Origin of the sequence: Streptomyces sp. IMTB 2501 (assembly GCF_001953885.1) — a bacterium.
Lineage (GTDB): Bacteria > Actinomycetota > Actinomycetes > Streptomycetales > Streptomycetaceae > Streptomyces.
This window is the reverse complement of the sequence record NZ_MQUS01000012.1, coordinates 170,206-195,556: the sequence shown is the minus strand read 5'-3', so window position 1 is coordinate 195,556 and position 25,351 is coordinate 170,206. Positions and strand designations below refer to the sequence as shown.

The 25,351-nt window shown below is 70.3% G+C and carries 22 protein-coding genes; 16 read left to right on the top strand and 6 right to left on the bottom strand.

The window, feature by feature from the left end; translation table 11 throughout:
- The first annotated feature begins 18 nt into the window (after positions 1 to 18).
- The 9 genes from ftsW to AV521_RS22040 all read left to right on the top strand — a co-directional run bounded on the left by ftsW (position 19) and on the right by AV521_RS22040 (position 8,674).
- Complete coding sequence (gene ftsW / locus AV521_RS22085) at positions 19 to 1,395, top strand: putative lipid II flippase FtsW (RefSeq protein ID WP_076090196.1); 1,377 nt, start codon at positions 19 to 21, stop codon at positions 1,393 to 1,395.
- A 6-nt stretch (positions 1,396 to 1,401) separates the two neighbouring features.
- Positions 1,402 to 2,490, top strand: coding sequence for an undecaprenyldiphospho-muramoylpentapeptide beta-N-acetylglucosaminyltransferase (murG, locus tag AV521_RS22080; protein ID WP_076090195.1), 1,089 nt, complete (start codon positions 1,402 to 1,404; stop codon positions 2,488 to 2,490).
- Positions 2,491 to 2,516: 26 nt separating this feature from the next.
- Positions 2,517 to 3,311, top strand: a complete 795-nt coding sequence (locus AV521_RS22075) for a cell division protein FtsQ/DivIB (RefSeq protein ID WP_076090274.1) — start codon at positions 2,517 to 2,519, stop codon at positions 3,309 to 3,311.
- 279 nt (positions 3,312 to 3,590) lie between these two features.
- Entirely contained in the window at positions 3,591 to 4,799 is a 1,209-nt protein-coding gene (gene ftsZ, locus AV521_RS22065; RefSeq protein WP_076090193.1) for a cell division protein FtsZ, read from the top strand.
- Complete coding sequence (pgeF, locus tag AV521_RS22060) at positions 4,796 to 5,581, top strand: peptidoglycan editing factor PgeF (RefSeq protein ID WP_076090192.1); 786 nt, start codon at positions 4,796 to 4,798, stop codon at positions 5,579 to 5,581. Before ftsZ ends, pgeF begins: the two co-directional genes overlap by 4 nt.
- 6 nt (positions 5,582 to 5,587) lie before the next feature.
- A complete protein-coding gene (locus AV521_RS22055; protein WP_076090191.1) occupies positions 5,588 to 6,355 on the top strand; it encodes a YggS family pyridoxal phosphate enzyme in 768 nt (255 codons plus the stop codon).
- Between the two features lie 128 nt (positions 6,356 to 6,483).
- Positions 6,484 to 7,125, top strand: coding sequence for a cell division protein SepF (locus AV521_RS22050; protein ID WP_023551436.1), 642 nt, complete (start codon positions 6,484 to 6,486; stop codon positions 7,123 to 7,125).
- A gap of 60 nt (positions 7,126 to 7,185) precedes the next feature.
- Positions 7,186 to 7,473: a YggT family protein gene (locus AV521_RS22045; RefSeq protein ID WP_076090190.1), complete on the top strand. Its 288-nt coding sequence runs from the start codon at positions 7,186 to 7,188 to the stop codon at positions 7,471 to 7,473.
- Positions 7,474 to 7,528: 55 nt separating this feature from the next.
- Positions 7,529 to 8,674, top strand: a complete 1,146-nt coding sequence (locus AV521_RS22040; protein WP_076090189.1) for a DivIVA domain-containing protein — start codon at positions 7,529 to 7,531, stop codon at positions 8,672 to 8,674.
- A gap of 239 nt (positions 8,675 to 8,913) precedes the next feature.
- On the opposite strand, the gene ileS is transcribed toward AV521_RS22040, so the two are convergent.
- On the bottom strand, positions 8,914 to 12,057 hold the full coding sequence (gene ileS / locus AV521_RS22035; RefSeq protein ID WP_076090188.1) for an isoleucine--tRNA ligase: 3,144 nt from the start codon (positions 12,055 to 12,057) through the stop codon (positions 8,914 to 8,916).
- A 603-nt stretch (positions 12,058 to 12,660) separates the two neighbouring features.
- On the opposite strand from ileS, the gene AV521_RS22025 reads away from it, so the two are divergent.
- The 6 genes from AV521_RS22025 (at position 12,661) to AV521_RS22000 (ending at position 18,805) form a co-directional block, all read left to right on the top strand.
- On the top strand, positions 12,661 to 14,034 hold the full coding sequence (locus AV521_RS22025; RefSeq protein ID WP_079249358.1) for a TraR/DksA family transcriptional regulator: 1,374 nt from the start codon (positions 12,661 to 12,663) through the stop codon (positions 14,032 to 14,034).
- Between the two features lie 59 nt (positions 14,035 to 14,093).
- Positions 14,094 to 14,735 (top strand): signal peptidase II, encoded by a 642-nt coding sequence (lspA, locus tag AV521_RS22020; protein ID WP_076090187.1) that lies wholly within the window; start codon positions 14,094 to 14,096, stop codon positions 14,733 to 14,735.
- Positions 14,736 to 14,835: 100 nt separating this feature from the next.
- A complete protein-coding gene (locus AV521_RS22015; protein ID WP_076090186.1) occupies positions 14,836 to 15,780 on the top strand; it encodes an RluA family pseudouridine synthase in 945 nt (314 codons plus the stop codon).
- Positions 15,777 to 16,244 (top strand): GNAT family N-acetyltransferase, encoded by a 468-nt coding sequence (locus tag AV521_RS22010; protein WP_076090185.1) that lies wholly within the window; start codon positions 15,777 to 15,779, stop codon positions 16,242 to 16,244. The genes AV521_RS22015 and AV521_RS22010 overlap by 4 nt, the downstream gene beginning before the upstream one ends.
- Before the next feature lie 116 nt (positions 16,245 to 16,360).
- Positions 16,361 to 17,947, top strand: a complete 1,587-nt coding sequence (locus AV521_RS22005) for a Na+/H+ antiporter (protein ID WP_076090184.1) — start codon at positions 16,361 to 16,363, stop codon at positions 17,945 to 17,947.
- A 114-nt stretch (positions 17,948 to 18,061) separates the two neighbouring features.
- Positions 18,062 to 18,805: an SDR family NAD(P)-dependent oxidoreductase gene (locus AV521_RS22000; RefSeq protein WP_076090183.1), complete on the top strand. Its 744-nt coding sequence runs from the start codon at positions 18,062 to 18,064 to the stop codon at positions 18,803 to 18,805.
- Here AV521_RS22000 and AV521_RS21995 read toward each other — a convergent pair.
- Positions 18,777 to 19,901 (bottom strand): mechanosensitive ion channel family protein, encoded by a 1,125-nt coding sequence (locus AV521_RS21995; RefSeq protein WP_076090182.1) that lies wholly within the window; start codon positions 19,899 to 19,901, stop codon positions 18,777 to 18,779. The two genes, AV521_RS22000 and AV521_RS21995, sit on opposite strands and share 29 nt — an antisense overlap.
- Before the next feature lie 104 nt (positions 19,902 to 20,005).
- Between AV521_RS21995 and AV521_RS21990 the strand changes: the two genes are divergently transcribed.
- Entirely contained in the window at positions 20,006 to 20,584 is a 579-nt protein-coding gene (locus tag AV521_RS21990) for a dienelactone hydrolase family protein (RefSeq protein ID WP_076090181.1), read from the top strand.
- 19 nt (positions 20,585 to 20,603) lie between these two features.
- Here AV521_RS21990 and AV521_RS21985 read toward each other — a convergent pair whose 3' ends face one another.
- The 4 genes from AV521_RS21985 to AV521_RS21970 all read right to left on the bottom strand — a co-directional run bounded on the left by AV521_RS21985 (position 20,604) and on the right by AV521_RS21970 (position 25,343).
- Positions 20,604 to 22,274, bottom strand: a complete 1,671-nt coding sequence (locus AV521_RS21985; protein ID WP_076090180.1) for an alkaline phosphatase — start codon at positions 22,272 to 22,274, stop codon at positions 20,604 to 20,606.
- Between the two features lie 94 nt (positions 22,275 to 22,368).
- Positions 22,369 to 23,181, bottom strand: a complete 813-nt coding sequence (locus AV521_RS21980) for a thioredoxin domain-containing protein (protein ID WP_076090179.1) — start codon at positions 23,179 to 23,181, stop codon at positions 22,369 to 22,371.
- A gap of 80 nt (positions 23,182 to 23,261) precedes the next feature.
- On the bottom strand, positions 23,262 to 23,951 hold the full coding sequence (locus AV521_RS21975) for a hypothetical protein (RefSeq protein WP_076090178.1): 690 nt from the start codon (positions 23,949 to 23,951) through the stop codon (positions 23,262 to 23,264).
- Positions 23,952 to 24,017: 66 nt separating this feature from the next.
- Entirely contained in the window at positions 24,018 to 25,343 is a 1,326-nt protein-coding gene (locus AV521_RS21970; protein WP_076090177.1) for a DUF2252 domain-containing protein, read from the bottom strand.
- Positions 25,344 to 25,351 lie beyond the last annotated feature (8 nt).

The window sequence follows — 25,351 nt, the reverse complement described above, 5'->3', positions numbered from 1 at the left end:
CGTTCAGTGGAGGCGTTGATGCCCAGTAGCCGTACCGGTCGGCCGCCCGTACAAGGGGCGTCCCGCCGTCCCGCCGTCCCCGGACCCCGGCGCGACAGTCCCGTGCAACGGTTCTACGCGCGCGCCAAGAAGGCCTGGGACCGTCCGCTGACCGCCTACTACCTGATCCTCGGCGGCAGCGTGCTGATCACCGTGCTGGGCCTGGTCATGGTCTACTCGGCCTCCCAGGTCACCGCGCTGCAGATGGCGCTGCCGGGGTCGTACTTCTTCCGCAAGCAGCTGCTGGCCGCCGTGCTGGGCGGGGTACTGATGTTCGTGGCCTCCCGCATGCCGGTGAAGCTGCACCGGGCGCTGGCCTACCCGATCCTGGCCTGCGCCGTCTTCCTGATGGCTCTCGTGCAGGTGCCGGGGATAGGGAAGACGGTCAACGGCAACCAGAACTGGATCGCCCTCGGTGGCTCCTTCCAGATCCAGCCGAGCGAGTTCGGCAAGCTGGCCCTGGTGCTGTGGGGCGCGGACCTGATCGCCCGCAAGCAGGAGAAGAAGCTGCTGACCCAGTGGAAGCACATGCTGGTGCCGCTGGTACCGGTCACCTTCCTGCTGCTCGGGCTGATCATGCTCGGCGGCGACATGGGTACGACGATCATCCTCACGGCGGTCCTGTTCGGCCTGCTGTGGCTCGCGGGGGCGCCGACCAGGCTGTTCGCCATGGTGCTGCAGATCGCCGCTCTGCTCGCCTTCGTCGCCATCAAGACCAGCCCCAACCGGATGGCCCGGCTCGCCTGCATCGGCGCCACCGAGCCCAAGACGGGCGTAGCCGACTGCTGGCAGGCCGTGCACGGGATCTACGCGCTCGCCTCCGGCGGACTCTTCGGCTCCGGTCTCGGTGCGAGTGTGGAAAAATGGGGCCAACTGCCGGAAGCCCACACCGACTTCATCTTCGCGGTCACCGGTGAGGAGCTGGGCCTGGCGGGGACACTGTCGGTACTCGCCCTGTTCGCGGCTCTAGGCTATGCGGGTATCCGCGTGGCCGGACGCACGGAGGACCCCTTCGTGAGGTATGCCGCGGGAGGTGTGACCACCTGGATCATGGCGCAGGCGGTGATCAACATCGGTGCGGTGCTCGGTCTGCTGCCGATCGCCGGCGTCCCCCTCCCGCTGTTCTCCTACGGAGGGTCCGCCCTGCTGCCGACCATGTTCGCCATCGGGTTGCTGATCGCCTTCGCGCGCGACGATCCCGCTGCGCGGGCGGCGCTTGCGATGCGGCAACCTCGCTTTGGTAGAAAGCGGGGAGCCGGGGGCTCTGCTCGGTCGGGAAGGCCGGCCGGTGCCTCCCGGAGATGGAACACGATGCGACGGCGTGCCTCAAGGGCGCGCTCGTCCGGAGAGCGGTGAATTTCGGTGCATGTCGTACTCGCCGGTGGGGGGACCGCCGGCCACATCGAGCCCGCGCTCGCCCTCGCGGACGCCCTGCGCAGGCAGGACCCGGCCGTGGGGATCACGGCCCTGGGCACGGAGCGCGGCCTGGAGACCCGACTCGTCCCGGAGCGCGGCTATGAGCTGGCGCTGATCCCGGCGGTGCCGCTGCCCCGTAAGCCCACCCCTGAGCTGATCACCGTCCCGGGCCGGCTGCGCGGAACCATCAAGGCCGCCGAGCAGATCCTGGAGCGCACCAAGGCGGACGTCGTGGTCGGTTTCGGCGGCTATGTCGCCCTGCCCGCCTATCTGGCCGCCAAGCGGCTCGGTGTGCCGATCGTGATCCACGAGGCCAACGCCCGCCCGGGCCTGGCCAACAAGATCGGCTCGCGGTACGCCGCCCGGGTCGCCGTCTCCACGCCGGACAGCAAGCTGCGCGACGCCCGCTACATCGGCATCCCGCTGCGCCGCTCGATCGCCGTCCTGGACCGGGCCGCTTCCCGCCCCGAGGGGCGCCACCGCTTCGGCCTCGACCCGAATCTGCCCACACTGCTCGTCTCCGGCGGGTCCCAGGGTGCCCGGCGCCTCAACGAGGTGACCCAGCAGGTCGCCCCGTGGCTGCAGCAGGCCGGTATCCAGATCCTGCACGCGGTCGGCCCGAAGAACGAACTGCCGCAGGTGCATCAGATGCCGGGAATGCCCCCCTATGTCCCGGTAAGTTACCTGGACCGGATGGACCTCGCGTACGCCGCGGCCGACATGATGCTCTGCCGCGCGGGCGCGATGACCGTAGCCGAACTCTCCGCCGTCGGGCTTCCGGCCGCCTACGTCCCGCTGCCCATCGGCAACGGCGAACAGCGGCTGAACGCCCAGCCGGTGGTGAAGGCCGGCGGCGGACTCCTCGTCGACGACGCGGAACTGACGCCCGAGTGGGTGCAGCAGAACGTGCTGCCCGTGCTCGCCGACCCGCACCGGCTGTACGAGATGTCCCGCGCGGCAAGTGAGTTCGGTCGCCGGGACGCCGACGAGCTGCTCGTCGGCATGGTGTACGAGGCGATCGCCTCGCGCCGTTAGGACCGTATGACGAAAGGGCAGTGAGCGTGGCCGGACCGACCACCGCCGAGCGCGGTGAACGCCAGCAGAAGCCGTCCGGCCCGCCGCTCGCCCGCAGGCCGAGAAGACCGCGCCTTCGTATGATCGTCATTCTGGCGGTGGCCGCCGTGCTCCTCGGGGCCGGTGGCACCTGGGTGTTGTACGGCTCCGCGTGGCTGCGCGTCGGGCATGTCTCGGTGTCCGGCACGGATGTCCTGACCCCCGCCGAGGTGCGCGACGCGGCGGACGTGCCGGTCGGGGCCCCGATGATTTCCGTCGACATCAACGCCATCGAAGCCAGACTTCGCCAGAAATTGCCCCGAATTGACACTGTTGATGTGGTCCGCTCCTGGCCCCATGGAATCGGACTGAAAGTGACCGAGCGCACTCCGGTTCTGCTTCTCCGAAAGGACGGGAACTTCGTCGAAGTCGATGACGAAGGTGTCCGTTTCGCCACGGTTTCTGAGGCGCCGAAAGCCGTTCCGGCACTGGAATTGTCCGTCTCCCGCACGGGCCCCGGCGCCGCAGGCTTCCGCCGGTTCGGCGTCGACCGGCTGGTGCGCGAGGCGGTCCGGGTCGCCGGCGCGCTGCCGGCCGCAGTGGCACAGCAGACCCGGACCGTCCAAGTCCGTTCCTACGACAACATCTCGCTGCAGTTGGCCGACGGTCGCACCGTGGGATGGGGCAGCAGTGAGAACGGCCGGGCCAAGGCACGCATCCTCACGGCTCTCATGAAAGCAGCTCCCGGCGCGCGGCACTTCGACGTCAGCGTTCCCACCGCCCCTGCGTCATCGGGGAGTTGACGCACATCAGCGCAGGCCAGCACCCTGGTTGGGCACTGCTACGGCTGATCACATAGGGTGAAAAGAAAAACGGGAGGTTCGGCGTGTTCGTTGAACGTGCGCCACTTGTCGACTTAGTGTCCTGTTCAGAAGACTTCAGGGAACACACACACTGGTAACCCTAAACTTCAGGGTTAGGGTTCGGGTCGGCGCTACGGACCGTCCCATTCGGCATCCGTCGTCCCGGCGCGGGACACCGCACGGCGGCGACAACGTAATTCGAGGCGAGAGGCCTTCGACGTGGCAGCACCGCAGAACTACCTCGCAGTCATCAAGGTCATCGGTGTCGGCGGCGGTGGTGTCAATGCCATCAACCGGATGATCGAGGTCGGTCTCAAGGGTGTCGAGTTCATCGCCATCAACACCGACGCGCAGGCGCTGTTGATGAGCGACGCCGACGTCAAGCTCGACGTCGGCCGTGAACTCACCCGCGGACTCGGCGCCGGGGCCAACCCGGCCGTCGGCCGCAAGGCCGCCGAGGACCACCGCGAGGAGATCGAGGAGGTCCTCAAGGGGGCCGACATGGTCTTCGTGACGGCCGGTGAAGGCGGCGGCACCGGCACCGGCGGCGCGCCCGTGGTGGCCAACATCGCACGCTCACTCGGCGCCCTCACCATCGGCGTGGTCACGCGCCCGTTCACCTTCGAGGGGCGGCGCCGGGCGAACCAGGCCGAGGACGGCATCGCCGAGTTGCGCGAAGAGGTCGACACCCTCATCGTCATCCCGAACGACCGGCTGCTGTCCATCTCGGACCGCCAGGTCTCGGTCCTGGACGCCTTCAAGTCCGCCGACCAGGTCCTGCTCTCCGGTGTCCAGGGCATCACCGACCTCATCACCACCCCCGGCCTCATCAACCTCGACTTCGCCGACGTGAAGTCGGTCATGTCCGAGGCCGGTTCGGCCCTCATGGGCATCGGCTCGGCCCGCGGTGACGACCGTGCGGTGGCCGCGGCCGAGATGGCGATCTCCTCGCCGCTCCTGGAGGCGTCCATCGACGGCGCCCGGGGCGTGCTGCTCTCCATCTCCGGCGGCTCCGACCTCGGTCTGTTCGAGATCAACGAGGCCGCCCAGCTGGTCAGCGAGGCCGCCCACCCCGAGGCGAACATCATCTTCGGCGCGGTCATCGACGACGCCCTCGGCGACGAGGTCCGGGTCACCGTGATCGCGGCCGGCTTCGACGGCGGCCAGCCGCCCGCCCGCCGGGACAACGTCCTCGGCTCGTCCTCGACTTCTGCCTCCCCCCGGCGCGAGGAGCCCGCTCCGGCCCGGCCGAGCGAGCCCAGCCGTCCGTCCTTCGGCTCGCTGGGCAGCGTCAAGCCGAAGGAGGAGCCGGAGCAGGTGCCCGAGCCGGTGGCCGAGATCCCGGTCGCCCCGCCGGTGCCGCCGGCGCCCCGGACCTACTCGGACAGCGCGGCCGAGGAGCTGGACGTGCCGGACTTCCTGAAGTGATAGGACAGCGCGAGAGCGTGAGCGGCGCGCACTTCGCCTTCACCGACCGGTGGGGCGGGGTGAGCGCCGCTCCGTATGAGGAGCTCAACCTCGGCGGCGCGGTCGGCGACGCCCCCGAGGCCGTACGAGCCAACCGGGACGTCGCCGCCAAGTCGCTCGGCGTCGACCCGGGCCGGGTCGTCTGGATGAACCAGGTGCACGGCGCCGACGTGGCCGTGGTGACGGAGCCCTGGGGCATGGGGGTCGTCCCCCCGCTCATGGGGGTCCCCCCGCTCAAGCGAAGCCGAGAGTGGGGGAGGCCGGCGCCTGAGGTCGACGCCGTCGTCACCGCCCGCCGCGGACTCGCCCTCGCCGTCCTCACCGCCGACTGTGTGCCGGTGCTGCTGGCCGACCCCGTCGCCGGCGTCGTGGCGGCGGCGCACGCGGGCCGGCCCGGCATGGTCAAGGGGGTCGTCCCCGCCGCCGTGCGGGCCATGGTCGAACTCGGCGCCGAGCCGGACCGGATCGTCGCCCGCACCGGCCCGGCCGTGTGCGGACGGTGCTACGAGGTACCGGAGCAGATGCGCGCCGAAGTGGCCGCCGTCGAGCCGGCGGCGCACGCTGAGACGAGCTGGGGTACGCCGGCGGTCGATGTGGCCGCCGGGGTGCACGCGCAGCTCGACCGGCTCGGGGTGTGCGACCGGGCGCAGTCGCCGGTGTGCACGCTGGAGTCGGGCGACCACTTCTCGTACCGCCGCGACCGCACCACCGGGCGGCTCGCGAGCTATGTGTGGCTGGACTGATGGGGCATGACGGACCGTAAGACCGAACTCGCCGGAAATCTGGCGAATGTGGAGCAGCGCATCGCCGCCGCGTGTGTGGCGGCGGGGCGCGAGCGGGAGGAGGTGACCCTGATCGTGGTCACCAAGACCTATCCCGCGAGCGATGTGCGGATCCTGTCCGAACTCGGTGTGCGCCATGTCGCCGAGAACCGCGACCAGGACGCGGCGCCGAAGGCCGCCGCGTGCGCGGATCTGCCACTGACATGGCACTTCGTCGGTCAGTTGCAGACCAATAAGGTCCGTTCCGTGGTTGGTTATGCCGATGTGGTGCAGTCCGTCGACCGTACCCGGCTCGTCACCGCGCTGTCCAAGGAGGCGGTGCGGCTGGAGCGTGAGGTCGGCTGTCTGCTCCAGGTGGCGCTGGACGTGGGCGAGAGCGAGCGGGAATCAGAAGGAGCGCGAAGCTCGTCGCAAGAGCGGTGGCGGGAGACGGGCGGGCGCGGCGGCGTCGCGCCCGGCGGAATCGAAGAGTTGGCCGACCTCGTGGCCCGGTCTCCGGGGCTGCGGCTCGACGGGCTGATGACCGTCGCTCCGCTCACCGGGGAGTACGCGGGACGCGAACGGGCGGCGTTCGAGCGGCTCATGGATTTGTCGACTGACCTGCGCCGGACTCATCCGGCTGCAACCATGGTGTCGGCAGGGATGAGCGCGGACCTCGAACAGGCCGTGGCCGCCGGAGCGACACATGTGCGCGTCGGCACTGCGGTACTCGGAGTCCGCCCCAAGCTCGGGTAACGTCGCCAAGAAGTCGGACCACAGCAGAAAATATGGTCAATGCTCGCGAATGCGGGCGCAACGACCCCGTGGATCGCGGGCACTTGGCAGTCGTCAGCCGATCCACCACAGAGCGGAGGACTCAGAGCATGGCCGGCGCGATGCGCAAGATGGCGGTCTACCTCGGCCTCGTGGAGGACGATGGGTACGACGGCCGAGGATTCGACCCTGACGACGACTTCGAGCCCGAACTGGACCCGGAGCCCGAGCGGGACCATCGACGGCATGAATCTTCACACCAGTCGCACAGTGCACATCAGTCCCAAAGGGACGAAGAGGTGCGAATCGTGCAACCGCCCGCGCCCCGCGAGCCGGTGGCGCGTTCGACTTCGCTCGCCGCGGAATCCGGACGCCCGGCGCGCATCGCGCCCGTGGCATCCATCACACAAGAACGCCAGTCCCTGGAGAAGAACGCACCGGTGATCATGCCCAAGGTCGTGTCGGAACGAGAGCCGTACCGGATCACCACGCTTCACCCCCGGACCTACAACGAGGCCCGTACCATCGGGGAACACTTCCGTGAGGGCACCCCGGTGATCATGAATCTGACTGAGATGGATGACACAGACGCGAAGCGACTTGTCGACTTTGCGGCCGGTTTGGTGTTTGGTCTTCACGGCAGCATCGAGCGGGTGACGCAGAAGGTGTTCCTGTTGTCTCCTGCTAACGTCGATGTCACGGCGGAGGACAAGGCCCGCATCGCAGAGGGCGGGTTCTTCAACCAGAGCTGAGACGCACAACCGGATCGAAGTTCGGAAGAGCACGGAGCAGGGGAGAGGGAAGCGCAGGCCATGAGCGTGTTCGTCACGGTGGTCCACACCGCGCTACTGGTGTTCCTCGTCGTGCTCATTTTCCGGCTCGTCATGGATTATGTGTTCCAGTTCGCCCGCTCGTGGCAACCCGGCAAGGCGATGGTGGTCGTACTGGAGGCCACCTACACTGTCACCGATCCACCGCTGAAGCTTCTGCGGCGGTTCATCCCGCCGCTGCGTCTCGGGGGCGTGGCGCTCGACCTGTCCTTCTTCGTACTGATGATCATCGTCTACATCCTCCTCTCCATCACGGGGAGCTTCATGTGATGAGTGTGGACGATACGGTCTTGCCGACTGCCGATGACTACGTTGAGGTGAAGAGATGCCGTTGACCCCCGAGGACGTGCGGAACAAGCAGTTCACGACCGTCCGCCTCCGAGAAGGCTATGACGAGGACGAGGTCGATGCCTTCCTCGACGAGGTCGAAGCCGAACTGACCCGTCTGCTCCGCGAGAACGAGGACCTGCGCGCCAAGCTGGCCGCGGCGACCCGTGCCGCCGCGCAGAACCAGCAGAACATGCGCAAGGGTCCGCCGGAGCAGGACCAGCAGCAGCATCCGCAGCAGCAGGGCATGCCTCAGCAGGGGATGCGAGGTCCCGGCGCGCCGGTGCCCGCCGGCATATCGGGCCCGCCGCAGCAGCAGATGGGTGGCCCCATGGGTGGCCCGCCCCAGCTGCCGAGCGGCGCCCCGCAGCTGCCCGCCGGTCCCGGCGGTCAGGGCGGCCCGCAGGGTCCCGGTCCGATGGGCCAGGGTCCGATGGGCCAGGGTCCGATGGGTCAGGGCCCGATGGGCGGACAGCCGCCCATGCAGCAGCAGATGGGCATGGGCGGTCCCATGGGTGGACCCGGCATGCCCGGTCAGGGCCCTGGTGGCGACAGCGCCGCCCGAGTCCTCTCGCTGGCCCAGCAGACCGCCGACCAGGCGATCGCCGAGGCCCGCTCCGAGGCCAACAAGATCGTCGGCGAGGCCCGCAGCCGCGCCGAGGGTCTGGAGCGTGACGCCCGTGCCAAGGCCGACGCCCTGGAGCGGGACGCGCAGGAGAAGCACCGCGTCGCGATGGGCTCCCTGGAGTCCGCCCGCGCCACGCTGGAGCGCAAGGTCGAGGACCTGCGTGGCTTCGAACGCGAGTACCGCACGCGGCTGAAGTCGTACCTCGAGTCCCAGCTGCGCCAGCTGGAGACCCAGGCCGACGACTCGCTCGCTCCGCCGCGCACCCCGGCCACCGCGTCTCTGCCGCCGTCCCCGGCGCCCTCCATGGCCCCGGCCGGCGCGAGCGCCCCGTCCTACGGCGGCAACCAGACGATGGGCGGCAACCCCGCTCCGTCCGCCCCGTCCTACGGCGGTCAGCAGCAGATGACCCCGGCCATGACGCAGCCCATGGCTCCGGTCCGCCCGCAGGGCCCGTCCCCGATGGGCCAGGCACCCTCGCCGATGCGCGGGTTCCTGATCGACGAGGACGACAACTGAGCACCGGGCACGGTGAGTAGTACGCCTTAGGCGTCGGCAGCGTTCAGGGCGGGACCCCGGATCACACGATCCGGGGTCCCGCCCTTTTTACGCGCGTTGCGGAAGGCAACCCAGGGGCTCGGGGCTGCATCGATGTGCGGCACCGCCGCGTGGGCGTACGGCGACGACTCCAGCCCGCACGCACAAGAAGGGCCCGGCCTGCCCAAGGGAGGCCGGGCCCTTCTCGAACCGCTCGGCGCTTACGCCTTGCGCAGGCGGAAGCTGAGGGACAGGCCTTCGTCGGTGAACGGCTCGCCGTAGCCGGCGTCGGCCTCACCCTGGCCGAAGTCGGTAGCCAGGACTTCGTCAGAGATCAGCTCACTGTGCTCGCCGAGCGCGGCGACCACCGCCGGGTCGGTCGAGGTCCAGCGCAGGGCGATCCGGTCGGCGACGTCCAGTCCGCTGTTCTTGCGGGCCTCCTGGATCAGCCGGATCGCGTCACGGGCCAGGCCCGCCTGTCGCAGCTCCTCGGTGATCTCCAGGTCCAGCGCGACGGTGGCACCCGAGTCGGAGGCCACCGACCAGCCCTCGCGCGGGGTCTCGGTGATGATCACCTCGTCCGGGGCAAGCGTGACCGTCTCACCGTCGACCTCCACCGACGCCGTGCCCTCGCGCAGCGCCAGCGACAGCGCGGCCGCGTCGGCGGTCGCGATCGCCTTCGCCACGTCCTGGACCCGCTTGCCGAACCGCTTGCCCAGCGCACGGAAGTTGGCCTTGGCGGTGGTGTCCACCAGGCTGCCGCCCACCTCGGACAGCGAAGCCAGCGAGGAGACGTTCAGCTCCTCGGTGATCTGGGCGTGCAGCTCCGGGTCCAGGGACTCGAAGCCGGTCGCGGCGATCAGCGCGCGGGACAGCGGCTGACGCGTCTTGACGCCGGACTCCGCGCGAGTGGCACGGCCCAGCTCCACCAGGCGGCGGACCAGGACCATCTGCTTCGACAGCTGCGGGTCGATCGCCGACAGGTCCGCCTTGGGCCAGGCCGCCAGGTGCACGGACTCCGGGGCGCCCGGGGTCACCGGCACGACCAGGTCCTGCCAGACCCGCTCGGTGATGAACGGGACGATCGGCGCCATCAGCTTCGTGACCGTCTCCAGCACCTCGTGCAGCGTGCGCAGCGCGGCCTTGTCGCCCTGCCAGAAGCGGCGGCGCGAGCGACGGACGTACCAGTTGGACAGGTCGTCGACGAACGCGGACAGCAGCTTGCCGGCGCGCTGGGTGTCGTACGCCTCCAGTGACTGGGTCACCTGGTCGGTGAGGGCGTGCAGTTCGGACAGCAGCCAGCGGTCGATCAGCGGGCGCTCGGCCGGGGCCGGGTCCGCCGCGCTGGGCGCCCACGCGGACGTGCGGGCGTACAGCGCCTGGAAGGCGACCGTGTTCCAGTAGGTCAGCAGGGTCTTGCGGACGACCTCCTGGATGGTGCCGTGGCCGACCCGGCGGGCCGCCCACGGGGAGCCGCCGGCCGCCATGAACCAGCGCACCGCGTCGGCGCCGTTGGCGTCCATGAGCGGGATCGGCTGCAGGATGTTGCCCAGGTGCTTGGACATCTTGCGGCCGTCCTCGGCGAGGATGTGGCCCAGGCAGACGACGTTTTCGTACGACGACCTGTCGAAGACGAGGGTGCCGACGGCCATCAGCGTGTAGAACCAGCCGCGGGTCTGGTCGATCGCCTCGGAGATGAACTGCGCCGGGTACCGGCTCTCGAACAGTTCCTTGTTCTTGTACGGGTAGCCCCACTGCGCGAACGGCATCGAGCCCGAGTCGTACCAGGCGTCGATGACCTCGGGCACGCGCGTGGCCGTCTTTGCGCAGCCCTCGTGCGGGCAGGCGAAGGTGACCTCGTCGATGTACGGGCGGTGCGGGTCGAGGTTCGACTGGTCGGCGCCGGACAGCTCGGTCAGCTCCGCGCGGGAGCCGACGCAGGTGAGGTGCTCGTCCTCGCAGCGCCAGATCGGCAGCGGGGTGCCCCAGTAGCGGTTGCGGGACAGCGCCCAGTCGATGTTGTTGTTCAGCCAGTCGCCGTACCGGCCGTGCTTGACCGTCCCGGGGTACCAGTTGGTCTTCTCGTTCTCCTGGACGAGGCGGTCCTTGATCGCCGTCGTGCGGATGTACCAGGACGGCTGTGCGTAGTAGAGCAGCGCGGTGTGGCAGCGCCAGCAGTGCGGGTAGCTGTGCTCGTACGGGATGTGCTTGAAGAGCAGGCCGCGCTGCTGGAGGTCCTCGGTGAGCTTTTCGTCCGCCTTCTTGAAGAAGACGCCGCCGACCAGCGGCACGTCCTCCTCGAAGGTGCCGTCCGGGCGGACCGGGTTCACGACCGGCAGGCCGTAGGAACGGCAGACCCTGAGGTCGTCCTCACCGAAGGCGGGAGACTGGTGCACCAGACCCGTACCGTCCTCGGTGGTGACGTAGTCGGCGTTGACCACGTAGTGCGCCGGCTCCGGGAACTCGACCAGCTCGAACGGACGTTGATACGTCCAGCGCTCCATCTCGGCGCCGGTGAAGGTCTGCCCCGTGGGCTCCCAGCCGTCGCCGAGCGCCTTGGCGACGAGCTGCTCGGCGACGACGAGCTTCTCCTCGCCGTCGGTCGCGACGACGTAGGTGACCTCCGGGTGCGCGGCGACCGCCGTGTTGGACACCAGGGTCCAGGGGGTCGTCGTCCACACCAGGAGCGCGGCCTCGCCGGCGAGCGGACCGGAGGTGAGCGGGAAACGGACGTACACGGACGGGTCGACGACCGTCTCGTAGCCCTGCGCCAGCTCGTGGTCGGACAGGCCGGTGCCGCAGCGCGGGCACCAGGGGGCGACGCGGTGGTCCTGGACCAACAGGCCCTTGTTGAAGATCTCCTTCAGCGACCACCACACGGACTCCACGTACTCGGGGTCCATGGTGCGGTAGGCGTCGTCCAGGTCGACCCAGTAGCCCATGCGGGTCGTCAGCTCGGCGAAGGCGTCGGTGTGCCGGGTCACGGACTCACGGCACTTGGCGTTGAACTCGGCGATGCCGTAGGCCTCGATGTCCTGCTTGCCGGAGAAGCCCAGCTCCTTCTCGACCGCCAGCTCCACCGGCAGGCCGTGGCAGTCCCAGCCGGCCTTGCGGGCCACGTGGTAGCCGCGCATGGTGCGGAAGCGGGGGAAGACGTCCTTGAAGACGCGCGCCTCGATGTGGTGGGCGCCGGGCATGCCGTTCGCGGTGGGCGGGCCCTCGTAGAACACCCACTCCGGGCGGCCCTCGGACTGCTCCAGGCTCTGGGCGAAGATCTTCTGCTCGCGCCAGAAGTCGAGCACGGCGTGCTCAAGAGCGGGCAGGTCGACCTGTGCGGGCACCTGGCGGTACGTCGGCGCTGTCATCTGCGAGCATCCTCCAACGGACTTGCTGCCTTCCGTCGGAGGGACGAGAGCCTTCGATCCTGTCTACGCCGTGTGCGGCGCGCTCCCGCGGTACCACCCTCCTTGGCCCTCCGTCGCGCCGTACACGCCGGTGAGCCCCCTCATTGGGGTCGCGAAGCCGGTTCTACACGCCTCAGCGCTCTGGCTGCGGCTTTCTTCCGGCGGCTCCGGGGTGATCTTCACGTCGCGCTCACCCCCGGGCTCACACCGTCCCCGGGTCGCTCTGGGCTGCGTACGCCGCTACTCGTCCCCATCCATGCTTCTCGCTCCGCCCAGTGTACGGCGCCGCGCGGACAGCGGCTGACCGGTTTTCCGCGCGCTACGGCCGCGGGCGGCGTGACCGGCCCGGATGACCCGAATGGCGCGAGGCGGGCGCCCGGGTCCGGGGAGGCCGGGCCAGTCGGATTACCCGCCGGGGAGCTGGGCACAACGGATGCAGGCCCGCTGCGTGGGGGTGCGGGCGGGCGAATCGGGCGGTGTGCCCCGTTGCCGCGGGACTCAAGTCGATTTATCGTCCCAGCACGATTCGCGAACACGATCACAATATGTGAAGGGGTCGCGGCCATGGTGGCGAAAAAGACCGCCGTACAGCAGCCGGCGACCGGTCGGCGCAGGGGCGCGGCCGCCTCCGGCGCTGCGGCTGCGCCTGGTGGCGAGGCCAAGACAGCGCCCGGCAAGAAGAGGGCGACCGGGGGGAGGGGCGCGGAGCCGACCGCCAAGAAGCCGGCACTGAGAGAAGCGGCCGCGAAGGAGCCCGCCGCCGGGAAGACGACCACGAAGACGGCCGCGACGGCTGCCGCCGGGAAGACGGCCGAGAAGACCGCGTCGAAGGAGCCGGTTGCGCGGGAGACGGCCGCCACGGACATGGCTGTCAAGGAGACGGCTGCGAAGAGGGCCGAGGCGAGGACAGCCGCGACGGCTGCCGCCGGGGCGACGACCGAGAAGAAGACCGCGTCGAAGGAGTCGGCCGCACGGAAGGCGGTCGCCAAGGACGCGGCCGCCACGGACACGGCTGTCAAGGAGACGGCTGCTGCCAAGAAGGCCGAGGCTAAGAAGACCGAGGTCAGGAAGGCTGGGGGCAAGAGAGCTGCAGTCGAGAAGACCGAGGCCGAGGAGACGGTCGCCAAGGCCGCCGGGAAGACCGGCGACAAGAAGGCCGGTGTCAAGAAGACCCCTGTGAAGGAGGCGTCGGCCAAGAAAACCGCGGCGAAGAAGGCACCGGCCACGAAAGCCGTCGGCAAGCAGGCCGTCGGTGACAAGACCGTTGGCAAGAAGGTCGCCGGGAAGAAGACGGTGGCGAAGGGGGTGGCGGAGGCGGAGGAGACGGCCGTCAGGAAGCCGGCGGCGAAGAAAGCCGGCGGCAGGAAGGCGGCCGCCGAGGGCGTCTCCACGGAGACGGCCGACACGAGCACGGCCAAGAAAGCGGGCGCGGCGCGGGCCGCGAAGCAGACGGGAGCCACGACAGTGGTTGCGAAGAAGACTCCTGGCACGGCCACGGCGGAGAGCGCCGTTCCCAAGGCGCGGGTCGCCGCGGCGGAACCCGGCGAGCTGGCGGTGCGCCCCGGCGAGGACCCCTGGACCTCGGAAGAGGTCGCCGAGGCCCGTGCCGAACTGCTGTCCGAGGTGGAGCGGCTGCGCGCCGAGATCAGCAACTCCGAGGCCTCCCTCGTGGGCCTGATGCGGGACTCCGGGGACGGTGCGGGAGACGACCAGGCCGACACCGGAACCAAGAACATCACGCGTGAGCACGAGATGGCGCTGGCCGCCAACGCGCGCGAGATGCTGGTCCAGAACGAGCACGCCCTGGAGCGGCTGGACGCGGGCACCTACGGCCTCTGCGAGAACTGCGGCAACCCCATCGGCAAGGCCCGGATGCAGGCCTTCCCCAGGGCCACGCTGTGCGTCGAGTGCAAGCAGAAGCAGGAACGCCGCTCCTGAGCGAGCCGGGCCGTGCCGTAGTCTCGTCCTCAGTCAGGCACCTAGGTTGAGGGACTCACGTGGCAGAGGCGGAGCGCATCATCGGTACGCCGAACACCCCGGACGACAGCGGCGAGCAGCCGGTGGCAGGAGCGTCCGCCGGCTCCGGCGCGTTCGCCGCGCCCGGTGTGTCCGGAGCGGGCGAGCGACAGGCCCCGGCGGACGCGCGGGGCCCCCGCGGGCGCCGGATCGCCCTGCTGTTCGCGGTGGCCGCGTTCGCGTACGCCCTCGACCTGATCAGCAAGACGCTCGTGGTCGCCAAGCTGGAGGGCCACGCGCCGATCAAGGTCATCGGGGACTGGCTGGAACTGAACGCCATCCGCAACCCGGGCGCCGCCTTCGGCTTCGGCGCGGCCTTCACGATCATCTTCACCCTGATCGCCGCGGCCGTGATCGTGGTGATCATGCGTCTGGCCCGCAAGCTCTACAGCTACCCGTGGGCCATCGCGCTCGGTCTGCTGCTCGGCGGCGCCCTCGGCAACCTCACCGACCGGATCTTCCGCTCGCCGGGCGTCTTCGAGGGCAAGGTCGTCGACTTCATCGCGCCCAAGGGCTTCGCGGTGTTCAACCTCGCGGACTCGGCGATCGTGTGCGGCGGCATCCTGATCGTGCTGCTGTCCTTCCGGGGCCTCGACCCGGACGGCACGGTCCACAAGGACTGAGACCGCGGCACGGTCCACAAGGACCAGAGCCAGGGCTCTCGACAGCCGGTTTTCCACAGGCTCGTTCGGGCTGGTTCCGCCCGTCCGGCATACTCGACGGGTGAGCACGATTCCCGAGATCCGTACCCTGCCCGTGCCCGACGGCCTGGAGGGCGAGCGCGTCGACGCCGCCATCTCCCGCATGTTCGGCTTCTCCCGCACGAAGGCGGCCGAGCTGGCCGCGGCCGGCAAGGTGCAGGTCGACGGCACGGTGGTCGGCAAGTCCGAGCGGGTGAGCGGCGGCGCCTGGCTTGAGGTCGAGATGCCGCAGGCGCCCGCGCCGGTGCAGGTGGTCGCCGAGCCGGTCGAGGGCATGGAGATCGTGCACGACGACGAGGACGTGGTCGTGATCGTCAAGCCGGTCGGCGTGGCCGCGCACCCGTCGCCGGGCTGGAGCGGCCCCACCGTCATCGGCGGCCTCGCCGCCGCCGGGTACCGGATCTCCACCTCCGGCGCCGCCGAGCGCCAGGGCATCGTGCACCGCCTGGACGTCGGCACCTCGGGCCTCATGGTCGTCGCCAAGTCGGAGCGGGCGTACACGTCGCTCAAGCGCCAGTTCAAGGAGCGCACGGTCGACAAGCGCTACCACACCCTCGTCCAGGGCCACCCGGACCCGACGAGCGGCACGATCGACGCGCCGATCGGCCGCCACCCGAACCACGACTACAAGTGGGCGGTCACGGCCGACGGCAAGCCCTCCGTGACGCACTACGACCTCATCGAGGCGTTCCGCGCCGCCTCCCTGCTGGACGTGAAGCTGGAGACCGGCCGCACCCACCAGATCCGGGTGCACATGTCCGCCCACCGCCACCCCTGCGTCGGCGACCTCACCTACGGCGCCGACCCCACCCTCGCCAAGCGGCTGCGGCTGAACCGCCAGTGGCTGCACGCGGTGCGCCTCGGCTTCGAGCACCCCGGGGACGGCCAGTGGGTGGAGTTCGAGAGCGAGTATCCCGAGGACCTGCAGAAGGCCCTCGACCAGGTCCGCGAGGAGACGTACGCGTGAGCGTGCCGTACCGCGTCCGGATCGCCGAGGACCCCGCCGACCGCGAGGCCTGCTTCGCGGTCCGCAAGGAGGTCTTCGTCCAGGAGCAGGGCGTCGCCGAGGACATCGAGTACGACGCCTACGACGCGGTGGCCGTGCATGTCCTGGCGGTCCGCGAGGACGGAGTGCCGCTCGGCACCGGGCGGCTGCTGCACGGCGCGGTCGCGGCTGAGAAGACCGGCGGCGACGCCTCGGTGGGCTCCCTGGGCCGGCTCGCCGTCTCCCGCGAGGCCCGCGGGCTCGGAGTCGGCGTGGCTCTGGTCCGGGCCATCGAGGACGCGGCACGCGCGCGTGGTCTCACCGCCGTGGACCTGCACGCGCAGACCCACGCCCTGGGCTTCTACGAGCGCCTCGGCTACGCGCCGTACGGTCCGGAGTTCCCGGACGCCGGCATCCCGCACCGCGCGATGCGCCGCGTCCTGTAGGCGGTGCCCCGCGCCTTGTCGGCGCTGCGTCGCGCCTGGCGGCGGCAGGCGTTCCCGCCGGTCGGATGGCAGGCTTGAGGCCTGCCGCGTGATCGTCGAACCCCGGAGCGCCGGCCGTGGATCAATTGGCTCTGCTGTTCGTCCTGCTGCTCGGGGCCCTGGTGAGCGTCCCGGTGGGGGACCGGTTCGGGGTGCCGGCGCCGGTGCTGATGACGGTGTTCGGCGGGGCTCTCGCGGTGGCCGACTTCGTGCCCAATGTCGACATCCCGCCGGACCTGATCCTGCCCGGTCTGCTTCCGCCGCTGCTCTACGCCGCCGTACGGCGCACCTCCTGGCGGCAGTTCGCGGCCAACCTCCGCCCGATCTTCCTGCTGGCCGTCGCCCTGGTGTTCGTGACGACGGTGTGCGTCGCGTTCGTCGCCAACGCCATCGTGCCGGGGCTGCCGATCGCCGCTGCCGTCGCGCTCGGCGCGCTGATCGCCCCGCCCGACCCGGTCGCCGCGACCAGCGTCGCCGGGCAGCTCGGGCTGCCGCGCCGTCTGGTGTCGATCCTGGAGGGCGAGGGGCTCTTCAACGACGTCACGGCCATCGTGCTGTACCACGTGGCGATCGCCGCGGCCGTGAGCGGCTCGTTCTCGCCGTGGCGGGCGGGCCTGGACCTCGTGCTGTCCGCCGTCGTCGCGGTGGCCGTGGGCCTGGTGCTCGGCTGGGGTGCGAACAGGCTGATGGATCTGCTGGGTGATCCGACGCTGCAGATCGGCATGACCCTGCTGGTGCCGTACGCCTCCTACGTCCTCGCGGAGAAGCTGCACGGCTCCGGGGTGCTCGCGGTGCTCACCACGGCGCTCTTCCTCGCCGAGTACGCCACCGGCGCCGACGACGTGATGACCCGGCTGGCCGGGCACACCTTCTGGGACATCATCGACACCCTCGTCACGGGCGTCGCCTTCGGGCTGATCGGTCTCGAGCTGCACAACGCCATCCGCACGGCCCAGGGGCGCTGGGGCGAACTCCTCGGCTGGGCCGCCGCCGTGGTGGGTGTGGTGATCGTCGTACGGCTGGTGTGGCTGCTGCCCGCGACCTGGCTGACCAAGCTGCTGCACGCGCGGCAGGACTACGACGAGGAGATCCCGGTCAGCTGGCGGGAGACCGTCGTGATGTGGTGGTCCGGAATGCGCGGGGTGGCCTCGGTGGCGCTGGCGCTGGCCATCCCGCTGAAGACCGACGCCGGCTCGCCGTTTCCCGACCGGGACGAGATCGTCTTCATCGCCTTCGGGGTCATCATCGTCACCCTGGTCCTTCAGGGGCTGACGCTGCCGTGGCTGGTGAAGCGGCTGGGGGTGCGGGCCGACTCCGAGCGGGAGAAGGAGTTCGAGAAGGAGCTGGCGGTGCGGGCCGCGAAGGCCGCCAAGCGCAGATTGCGGGAGATCGAGCAGGTGGAGGACCTGCCCGAGGAGCTGTCCGAGCAGATGCTGCGGCGCGCCTTCGACATCGGGATCCGCATCAGTCCCGACATGGGCGAGGAGGAGCGGCGGGAGGCGCAGCACCAGCGGGTCAAGCGGATCAAGCGGATCCGCAACATCCAGAACGAGATGCTGAGCGCGGCCCGGCACGAGGTGCTGGCGGCACGGAGCGAGCCGGGGGCTGACCCGGAGATCGTGGACCGGGTGCTCCGGCATCTCGACGTGCGCAGTCTGCGGTGACCCCTGTGGATGACGCCCCTGCGCACGGCACCCCTGTGGGTGAATAGTCATATAAATATGCCGACCTGTGGATAAATCCCGGCATCATCCGCCGTTCGCTCCTACTCTCGGATCATGACTTCTCGCAACATCGTGATCAGTGGTGGCGGTACGGGGATCGGACTGGCGACGGCACGGGCGTTCGCGGCGGACGGGGACCGGGTGCTGTTGCTCGGGCGGCGCGCGGAGGTACTGGAGAAGGCGGGGGTGCCGGGGGCGCTGACCCACGCGGCGGACCTCTCCGAGCCCGAGCAGGTGCGCGGGGTGGCCCGGTTCGTCGCCGCGGAGCTGGGCACCGTCGACGTCCTGGTGCACGGCGCCGGCGGCGCCGGGTACCGGGAGCCCTCCTTCGAGAGCGAAGACCCGCTGGACCGGGTGGCCCACAACTGGACCGTCAACTTCCGGCAGAACGTCCTGACCGCCGCGCTCCTCACCGAAGCGCTCAAGGACCGGCTCGCCGAGCCCGGCGGCCGTGTGCTCTTCATCAGTTCCATCGCCGCCTACCGCGGTTCGGGCACCGGCGCCTACGCGGCGGCCAAGGCCGGGCTGCATCCGTACGCGCACGACCTGGCCCGGGAGTTGGGCCCGCGCGGCATCACCGTGAACGTGGTCGCGCCGGGGTACATCGAGGACACCGAGTTCTTCGGCGACACCATGGACGAGGCCCGGCGGGCGCGGCTCATCGCCGACACGGTGACCGGTCGCGCCGGGATACCAGGGGACGTGGCCGCGACCCTGCACTGGCTGGCCTCGCCCGGCGCCGGGCATGTCACCTCGCAGGTGATCCAGGTCAACGGCGGTGCGGAGCGCGGAAACTGACCGACTCCGGGAGCCCGTCGTCCGTACGGAGGCGGGCGCGGTCGGGGGAGGGGAGTGGCTGCGGCGGGAGCACCGCCTCGGCGGTGTTGACGCGGGGGAGCGCATAGGGGTGCTCCGCCACCAGCCAGGTGAGCATCCGCTCGCGGACCGCGACCCGTACCGCCCAGATGTCGTCGGCGTCCTTCGCGGTCATCAGGGCCCGCACCTGGATGGTGTTCGGCGTGCTGTCCGTCACCACCAGGCCGTGGGCACGGCCGTCCCAGGCCGGGATCTCGCGCAGGATGTCGTGCAGCTTCTCGCGCATCGCCTCGACGGGCGCGCTGTGGTCGAGGTGCCAGAAGACGGTGCCGGTCATCTGCGCGGTGCCCCGCGACCAGTTCTCGAAGGGTTTGGAGGTGAAGTACGACACCGGCATGGTGAACCGGCGTTCGTCCCAGGTCCGTACCGTCAGATAGGTCAGGGTGATCTCCTCGACCGTGCCCCACTGGCTGTCCACGACGACCGTGTCGCCGATCCGTACCATGTCGCCGAAGGCGATCTGCAGCCCGGCGAACAGATTGGACAGGGTCGACTGCGCGGCGACGCCGGCGACGATGCCGAGGATGCCCGCCGAGGCCAGCAGTGAGGCGCCGGCCGTGCGCATCGCGGGGAAGGTCAGCAGCATGGCCGCGATCGCCACGACGCTGACGATCGCGGACACCACCCGCATGATCAGCTCCACCTGGGTGCGCACCCTGCGCACCCGGGCCGCGTCCCGGTGCGCCCGGGCGTAGCGGCTGTAGGTCGTCTCGAGGATCGCCCCGGCGATCCGGATCACCAGCCAGGCGGCGGAGCCGATCAGCACCAGCGTCAGCATCCGGCCGACGCCGACCTGGTGCCCCTCCAGCAGCTTCGCCCGGCCGTACGACCCGCGCAGCAGGGCGGCGCACAGCAGGAGCTGGTAGGGGACGCCGCCGCGGCGCAGCAGCCCCCACAGCGGTGTGTCGCGGTGGCGCTCGTCGGCCTTGCGCAGCAGCCGGTCGGTGACCCAGCCGATGGCCAGGGTGAGCAGCACCGAGCCACCGATCACGATCATGGGACGCAGTACGTTCTCCATGCCTGAGCTCCTAACCGGTGCTCGCTGGGCATGAACATGGGAGTTCGGCGCGTTCCCGGGGACGGCGGCTCCGGCGGCGTCGCACCGGCTGGCACCATGGCCTCATGAACATCATGCTTTTTCACTCGACCTACGGCCTGCGGCCCGCGGTGCGCGAGGCCGCGGACCGGCTGCGCGCGGCCGGCCACGAGGTGTGGACGCCGGACCTCTTCGAGGGGCGCACGTTCGACACCGTCGAGGAGGGCATGGAATTCAAGGAGCGGATCGGCAAGGAGGAACTGCTCAAGCGGGCCGTGCTGGCGGCGGCTCCGTACTCGGACCGCGGGCTGGTGTACGCCGGGTTCTCGCTCGGCGCCTCCATCGCCCAGACCCTCGCCCTCGGCGATGCCAGGGCGCGCGGACTGCTGCTTCTGCACGGCACGTCGGACATCGCGCCGAACACGCAGGTGGACGAGCTGCCGGTGCAGCTGCATGTGGCCGAGCCGGACCCGTTCGAGACGGACGACTGGCTGACCGCCTGGTATCTGCAGATGGGCCGGGCGGGCGCCGATGTGGAGGTCTACCGGTACGCCGGCGCCGGGCATCTGTACACCGATCCCGAGCTGCCGGACTACGACGCCGAGGCCGCCGAGGCCACCTGGCGGGTGGCACTCGGCTTCCTCGACGGCCTGGAGAACGCGTAGGCGTACGCCCTGCAGCGGGCTACACCGGGTCGTAGGTGCGCTCGACCTTCTGTGTGCCGCTGCGGGTGCGGTACGAGCGCTCCCACTTCGAGGCGGCGTTCGCGTCGGTGCGGTCGGACAGGACGTAGTAGTCCATCTGGGCGCGGTCGGCGGTGATGTCCAGCACGCCGTAGCCGTGCCGGTCGGTGTCCACCCAGTGGACGTGCCGGTTGGCGGCCTTGATGAGCGGCGCGGCGACCGCGGAGACGGTGCCCTCGGGGACCTTGACGATGTCGTCGAGGTTGTCGGAGGTCATCGAGGTGATCACGAACTCGGTGGCCGCCGACGGCGACAGCGGGTAGGTGCCCGCGTCCACCGGCACGTCGTTGGCCCAGGACATGTGGATGTCACCGGTCAGGAAGACGGTGTTGCCGATGGCGTTCGAGCGCAGATGGCCGAGGAGTTCACGGCGGTCGTGGGTGTAGCCGTCCCACTGGTCGGTGTTGACGCCGATGCCGCCCTGCGGCAGGTCGAGCAGCTTGGCGAGCGGCTTGAGCAGATCGGCGGTGAGGGAGCCGATGACGAACGGCGCGATCATCACCGAGTTGCCGACCAGCCGCCACTTGGTGTCGGAGGCCTTCAGACCCGCCTTCAGCCAGTCGAGCTGGGCGCGGCCGGTCATCGTCCGGTTCGGGTCGTCCACCGAGCCGCTGCCGGCGGACGCCTGCTGGGAGCGGAAGGAGCGCAGGTCCAGCAGGGACAGATCGGCGAGCTTGCCGAAGCGCAGCCGCCGGTAGGTGGTGCCCTCGATGGCGGGCCGGACCGGCATCCACTCGAAGTAGGCCTGCTTGGCGGCCGCCTTGCGGGCGGTCCAGGTGCCCTCGGCGCCCTCGGTGTGGTTGACCGCTCCGCCCGACCAGGCGTTGTCGGCGAACTCGTGGTCGTCCCAGATCGCTACGACCGGCGCCTTCAGGTGCAGGGCCTGGAGGTCGGGGTCGGTCTTGTACTCGCCGTGCCGGGTCCGGTAGTCGGCGAGCGTGATGATCTCGTTGGCGGGCGCATGCGGGCGGACGACCGTGCCGCGGGCCGCGTACTCGCCGGTCTTGTACTCGTAGATGTAGTCGCCGAGGTGCAGCCACGCGTCCAGGTCGTTGCGGTTCGCGAGGTGACGGTAGGCGGCGAAGTAGCCGGCCTCCCAGTTGGCGCAGGTGACGACGCCGAAGCGCAGGCCGGACACGGACGCGTCCGCCGCCGGGGCGGTACGGGTGCGGGCCACCGGGGAGTCGGTGCCGCCGGCCGAGAACCGGAACCAGTAGTCGGTCGCCGGCTGCAGGCCGCGGACGTCGGCCTTCACGGTGTGGTCGCCGGCGGCGGTCGCGGTCACGGAGCCCTTGGCGACGATGCCGGTGAACGCCTTGTCCCTGGCGACGACCCAGCTCACCTCGGTGTCCGCGCCGAGCCCGGAGCCGGGTACGGCCTCCGGGGCCGGGGTCACCCGGGTCCACAGCAGGATGCCGTCGGGCAACGGGTCACCGGAGGCGACACCGTGCAGGAAGGCGGGGGCCTGGCCGGCAGCGCGTGCCGGAAGGGCGGCGGCGAGCGGGGCGGCCAGCACAGCGGTCGCAGCCGCGGCCTTGACGACCGTACGGCGGCGGGGCGAGAGGGAGTTGAGGCCTTCGGCGGCCGAAAGTGATCTTTTTCGACTGGTCACGACCGATCAGGTTACTGACCGGTAGGCACAAAAGAGCGGGCGAACTCTCAATGTTCGCCCGCTCTTCACGGGAAGGTCGGATTCCGCCGGGGCGTCAGCCCTTGAGGGCCGTGTCGATGGCCTTGTTGAAGTCGGCCACGCTCATGGGCGGGTTCTTGCCGTCGGGGCCCGTCAGCGTCTTGCCGTCCATCTTCAGGGTCGGGGTGCCCTGGATGCGGTCCTTGTCGAAGATCTTGGACTCCTCGAGCGCCCACCTGTCGAAGGTGCCGCTCTTCACGTCCTTCTGGAACGCCGCGTTGCCCTTCAGGGCGGGGACCGTGTCGGCGATCTGTATCAGATAGGAGTCGTCCTTGAACTTGTCGTCGCTCTCTTCGGGGTGCCACTTCGTCGAGTACATCGCGGACCGGTACTGGAGGAACGCCTCGGGGCTGACGTTGAGCGCGGCGCCGAGGGCGCTGAGCGCGTTCTTGGAGCCCACACCGGGCAGGTTGTTGTCGAGGAACGTGGCGCCGACGTAGTGGAGCTTGAACTTGCCCTCGTCGATGCCCTTCTTCACGGTCGAGCCGACGGTCTCCTCGAACTGCGCGCAGATCGGGCAGCGCGGGTCCTCGTAGATCGTGAGGGTCTTCTTGGCGCTGGCCTTGCCGATGACGACGGTCGTGCCGTCCGCGCCCGTGGTGTTGGCCGGCTTCACGAGCGTCTGGCTCTTCGCAGCCTCCCACCCGGTGGGCTTGTTCGCCTGGACGACGGCATAGCCGATACCGCCGGCCGCGGCCAGCACGGCCACGACCGAGGCGGCCACTATGACCTGACGCCTGGTCTTGTCACGCTTGGCCTGCCGCTCGCGCTCCTGGCGCAGCCGCTCCCGGGCCGCCGTCTTCGCCGACTGGCTGTTCCGCTTGCTCATACTGGTGATCTCCGTGTGGGACGCGCACATGCCGTACGCGGAATACGTGTGGGGGACTGGATGTGCTCAGGCCCTGCCGCTCAGACGGCGGCGAGGGCGGGCGAGCACGGCGGTCCACGCCGTCCCAGGGAGTGCACGAAAAGCGGGTCGCGGGCGGCGGTCCGGCGCGGAGCCGGGCGGGGCAGCCGGTGGACCGGGGGCAGCCGGACGGCGACCGCGGCCACCGCGAGCAGCAGCGGCCGGAAGGTGGTGGCGGCGACCGCGCGCAGCAGCTGCACCAGTGCCCGCTCGCCCCGGCGCAGCCAGGCGGCGGCGAGCAGGCCCACGCCGACGTGCGCGGCGAGCAGCAGCCAGGCGGCCGCCGGGCTGGCGTGCGTGAGCAGTGCCTCGGGGCGGCCGTGGGCGCCGGTCATCTGGGCCAGCGGGGTGCCGACGGCGCCGCTTCCGCACAGCACCTTGAAGCCGAACAGGTGCAGAGGGCCGGCGACCGGGCCGCCCGCCCGGCCGTAGCAGGCGTGCTGGCCGGTGGTGAACACCGTGTCGGCGGCCAGTTCCAGCGGGACCAGCAGGGCCGCGATCCGGCCGAAGCCACGCTCGCGGCCCGCCAGTGCGTACGCGGTGCCGAACACGCCGGCGGAGACCGCCAGGACCGTCGGCACCGGCAGCGGGGCCCGGGACAGCAGCACGTGCGACGCGGTGCTGAGCGTCACGACGACAGCCGTGAACAGCGCCGCGCGCACGGCTCTGAGCTGGGTCCCGGATATGTCCATAGAGAGAAGAGTCTGTCACGTACGCGGTTAAGGGACCCCTAAAGACTGCCTGTGAGCGCGCGAAGGTTACAGCCCCGGGATCCGGCCGTTGCGGAACAGGTCGACGAAGATCTGGTGGTCGGCACGCGCGCGTGCGCCGTAGCTGTGCGCGAAGTCCACCAGGAGGGGCGCGAAGCCCTCCTCGTCGGCCGCGAGCGCCGCGTCGATGGCCCGCTCGGTGGAGAACGGCACCAGGGACTCGCCGGAGGTGTCGTCGGCGGCCGCGTGCATCGTCGCCGTGGCCCGGCCCAGGTCGGCGACGACCTGCGCGATCTCCTCCGGGTCGTCGATGTCGCCCCAGTCCAGGTCGACGGCGTACGGCGAGACCTCGGCCACCAGCTGGCCCGCGCCGTCCAACTCGGTCCAGCCCAGCCACGGGTCGGCGTGCGCCTGCAAGGCACGCTGGGAGATCACCGTGCGGTGACCCTCGTGCTGGAAGTAGTCGGCGATGGCCGGATCCGTGATGTGCCGGGAGACAGCCGGGGTCTGGGCCTGCTTGATGTAGATCACGACGTCGTTCTCCAGGGCGTCGCTGTGGCCCTCCAGGAGGATGTTGTACGACGGCAGGCCGGCCGAGCCGATACCGATGCCCCGGCGGCCGACGACGTCCTTCACGCGGTAGGAGTCCGGGCGGGCCAGGGAGGAGTCCGGCAGCGTCTCCAGATAGCCGTCGAAGGCCGCGAGGACCTTGTAGCGGGTGGCCGCGTCCAGCTCGATGGAGCCGCCGCCCGGCGCGAAGCGGCGCTCGAAGTCACGGATCTCGGTCATCGACTCCAGCAGCTCGAAGCGGGTCAGCGAACGGGCGGCCCGCAGGGCGCCCAGCAGCGGGCCCTCGGCGGTGTCCAGGGTGAACGGCGGCACCTCGTCGCTCTTGGCGCCCGTGGCCAGGGCGTGGATGCGCTCACGGTAGGCGGCCGCGTAGATCGAGACCAGCTCGGTGATCTGGTCGTCGCCGAGCGCCTTCGCGTACCCGATCAGCGCGATCGACGCCGAGAAGCGCTTCAGGTCCCAGGTGAACGGGCCGACGTAGGCCTCGTCGAAGTCGTTGACGTTGAAGACCAGGCGGCCGTTGGAGTCCATGTACGTGCCGAAGTTCTCCGCGTGCAGATCGCCGTGGATCCACACGCGCGAGGTGCGGTCGTCCAGGTACGGGCCGCCGCGCCTCTCCGCGTCGAGGTCGCGGTAGAAGAGGCACGCCGTGCCCCGGTAGAACGCGAAGGCCGAGGCCGCCATCTTCCGGAACTTCACCCGGAACGCGGCCGGGTCGGCGGCCAGGAGCCGGCCGAAGGCGGTGTCGAAGACGGCGAGGATCTCCTCGCCGCGCTGCTCGTCGCTGAGCTGGGGGACCGACATCGCGGAGT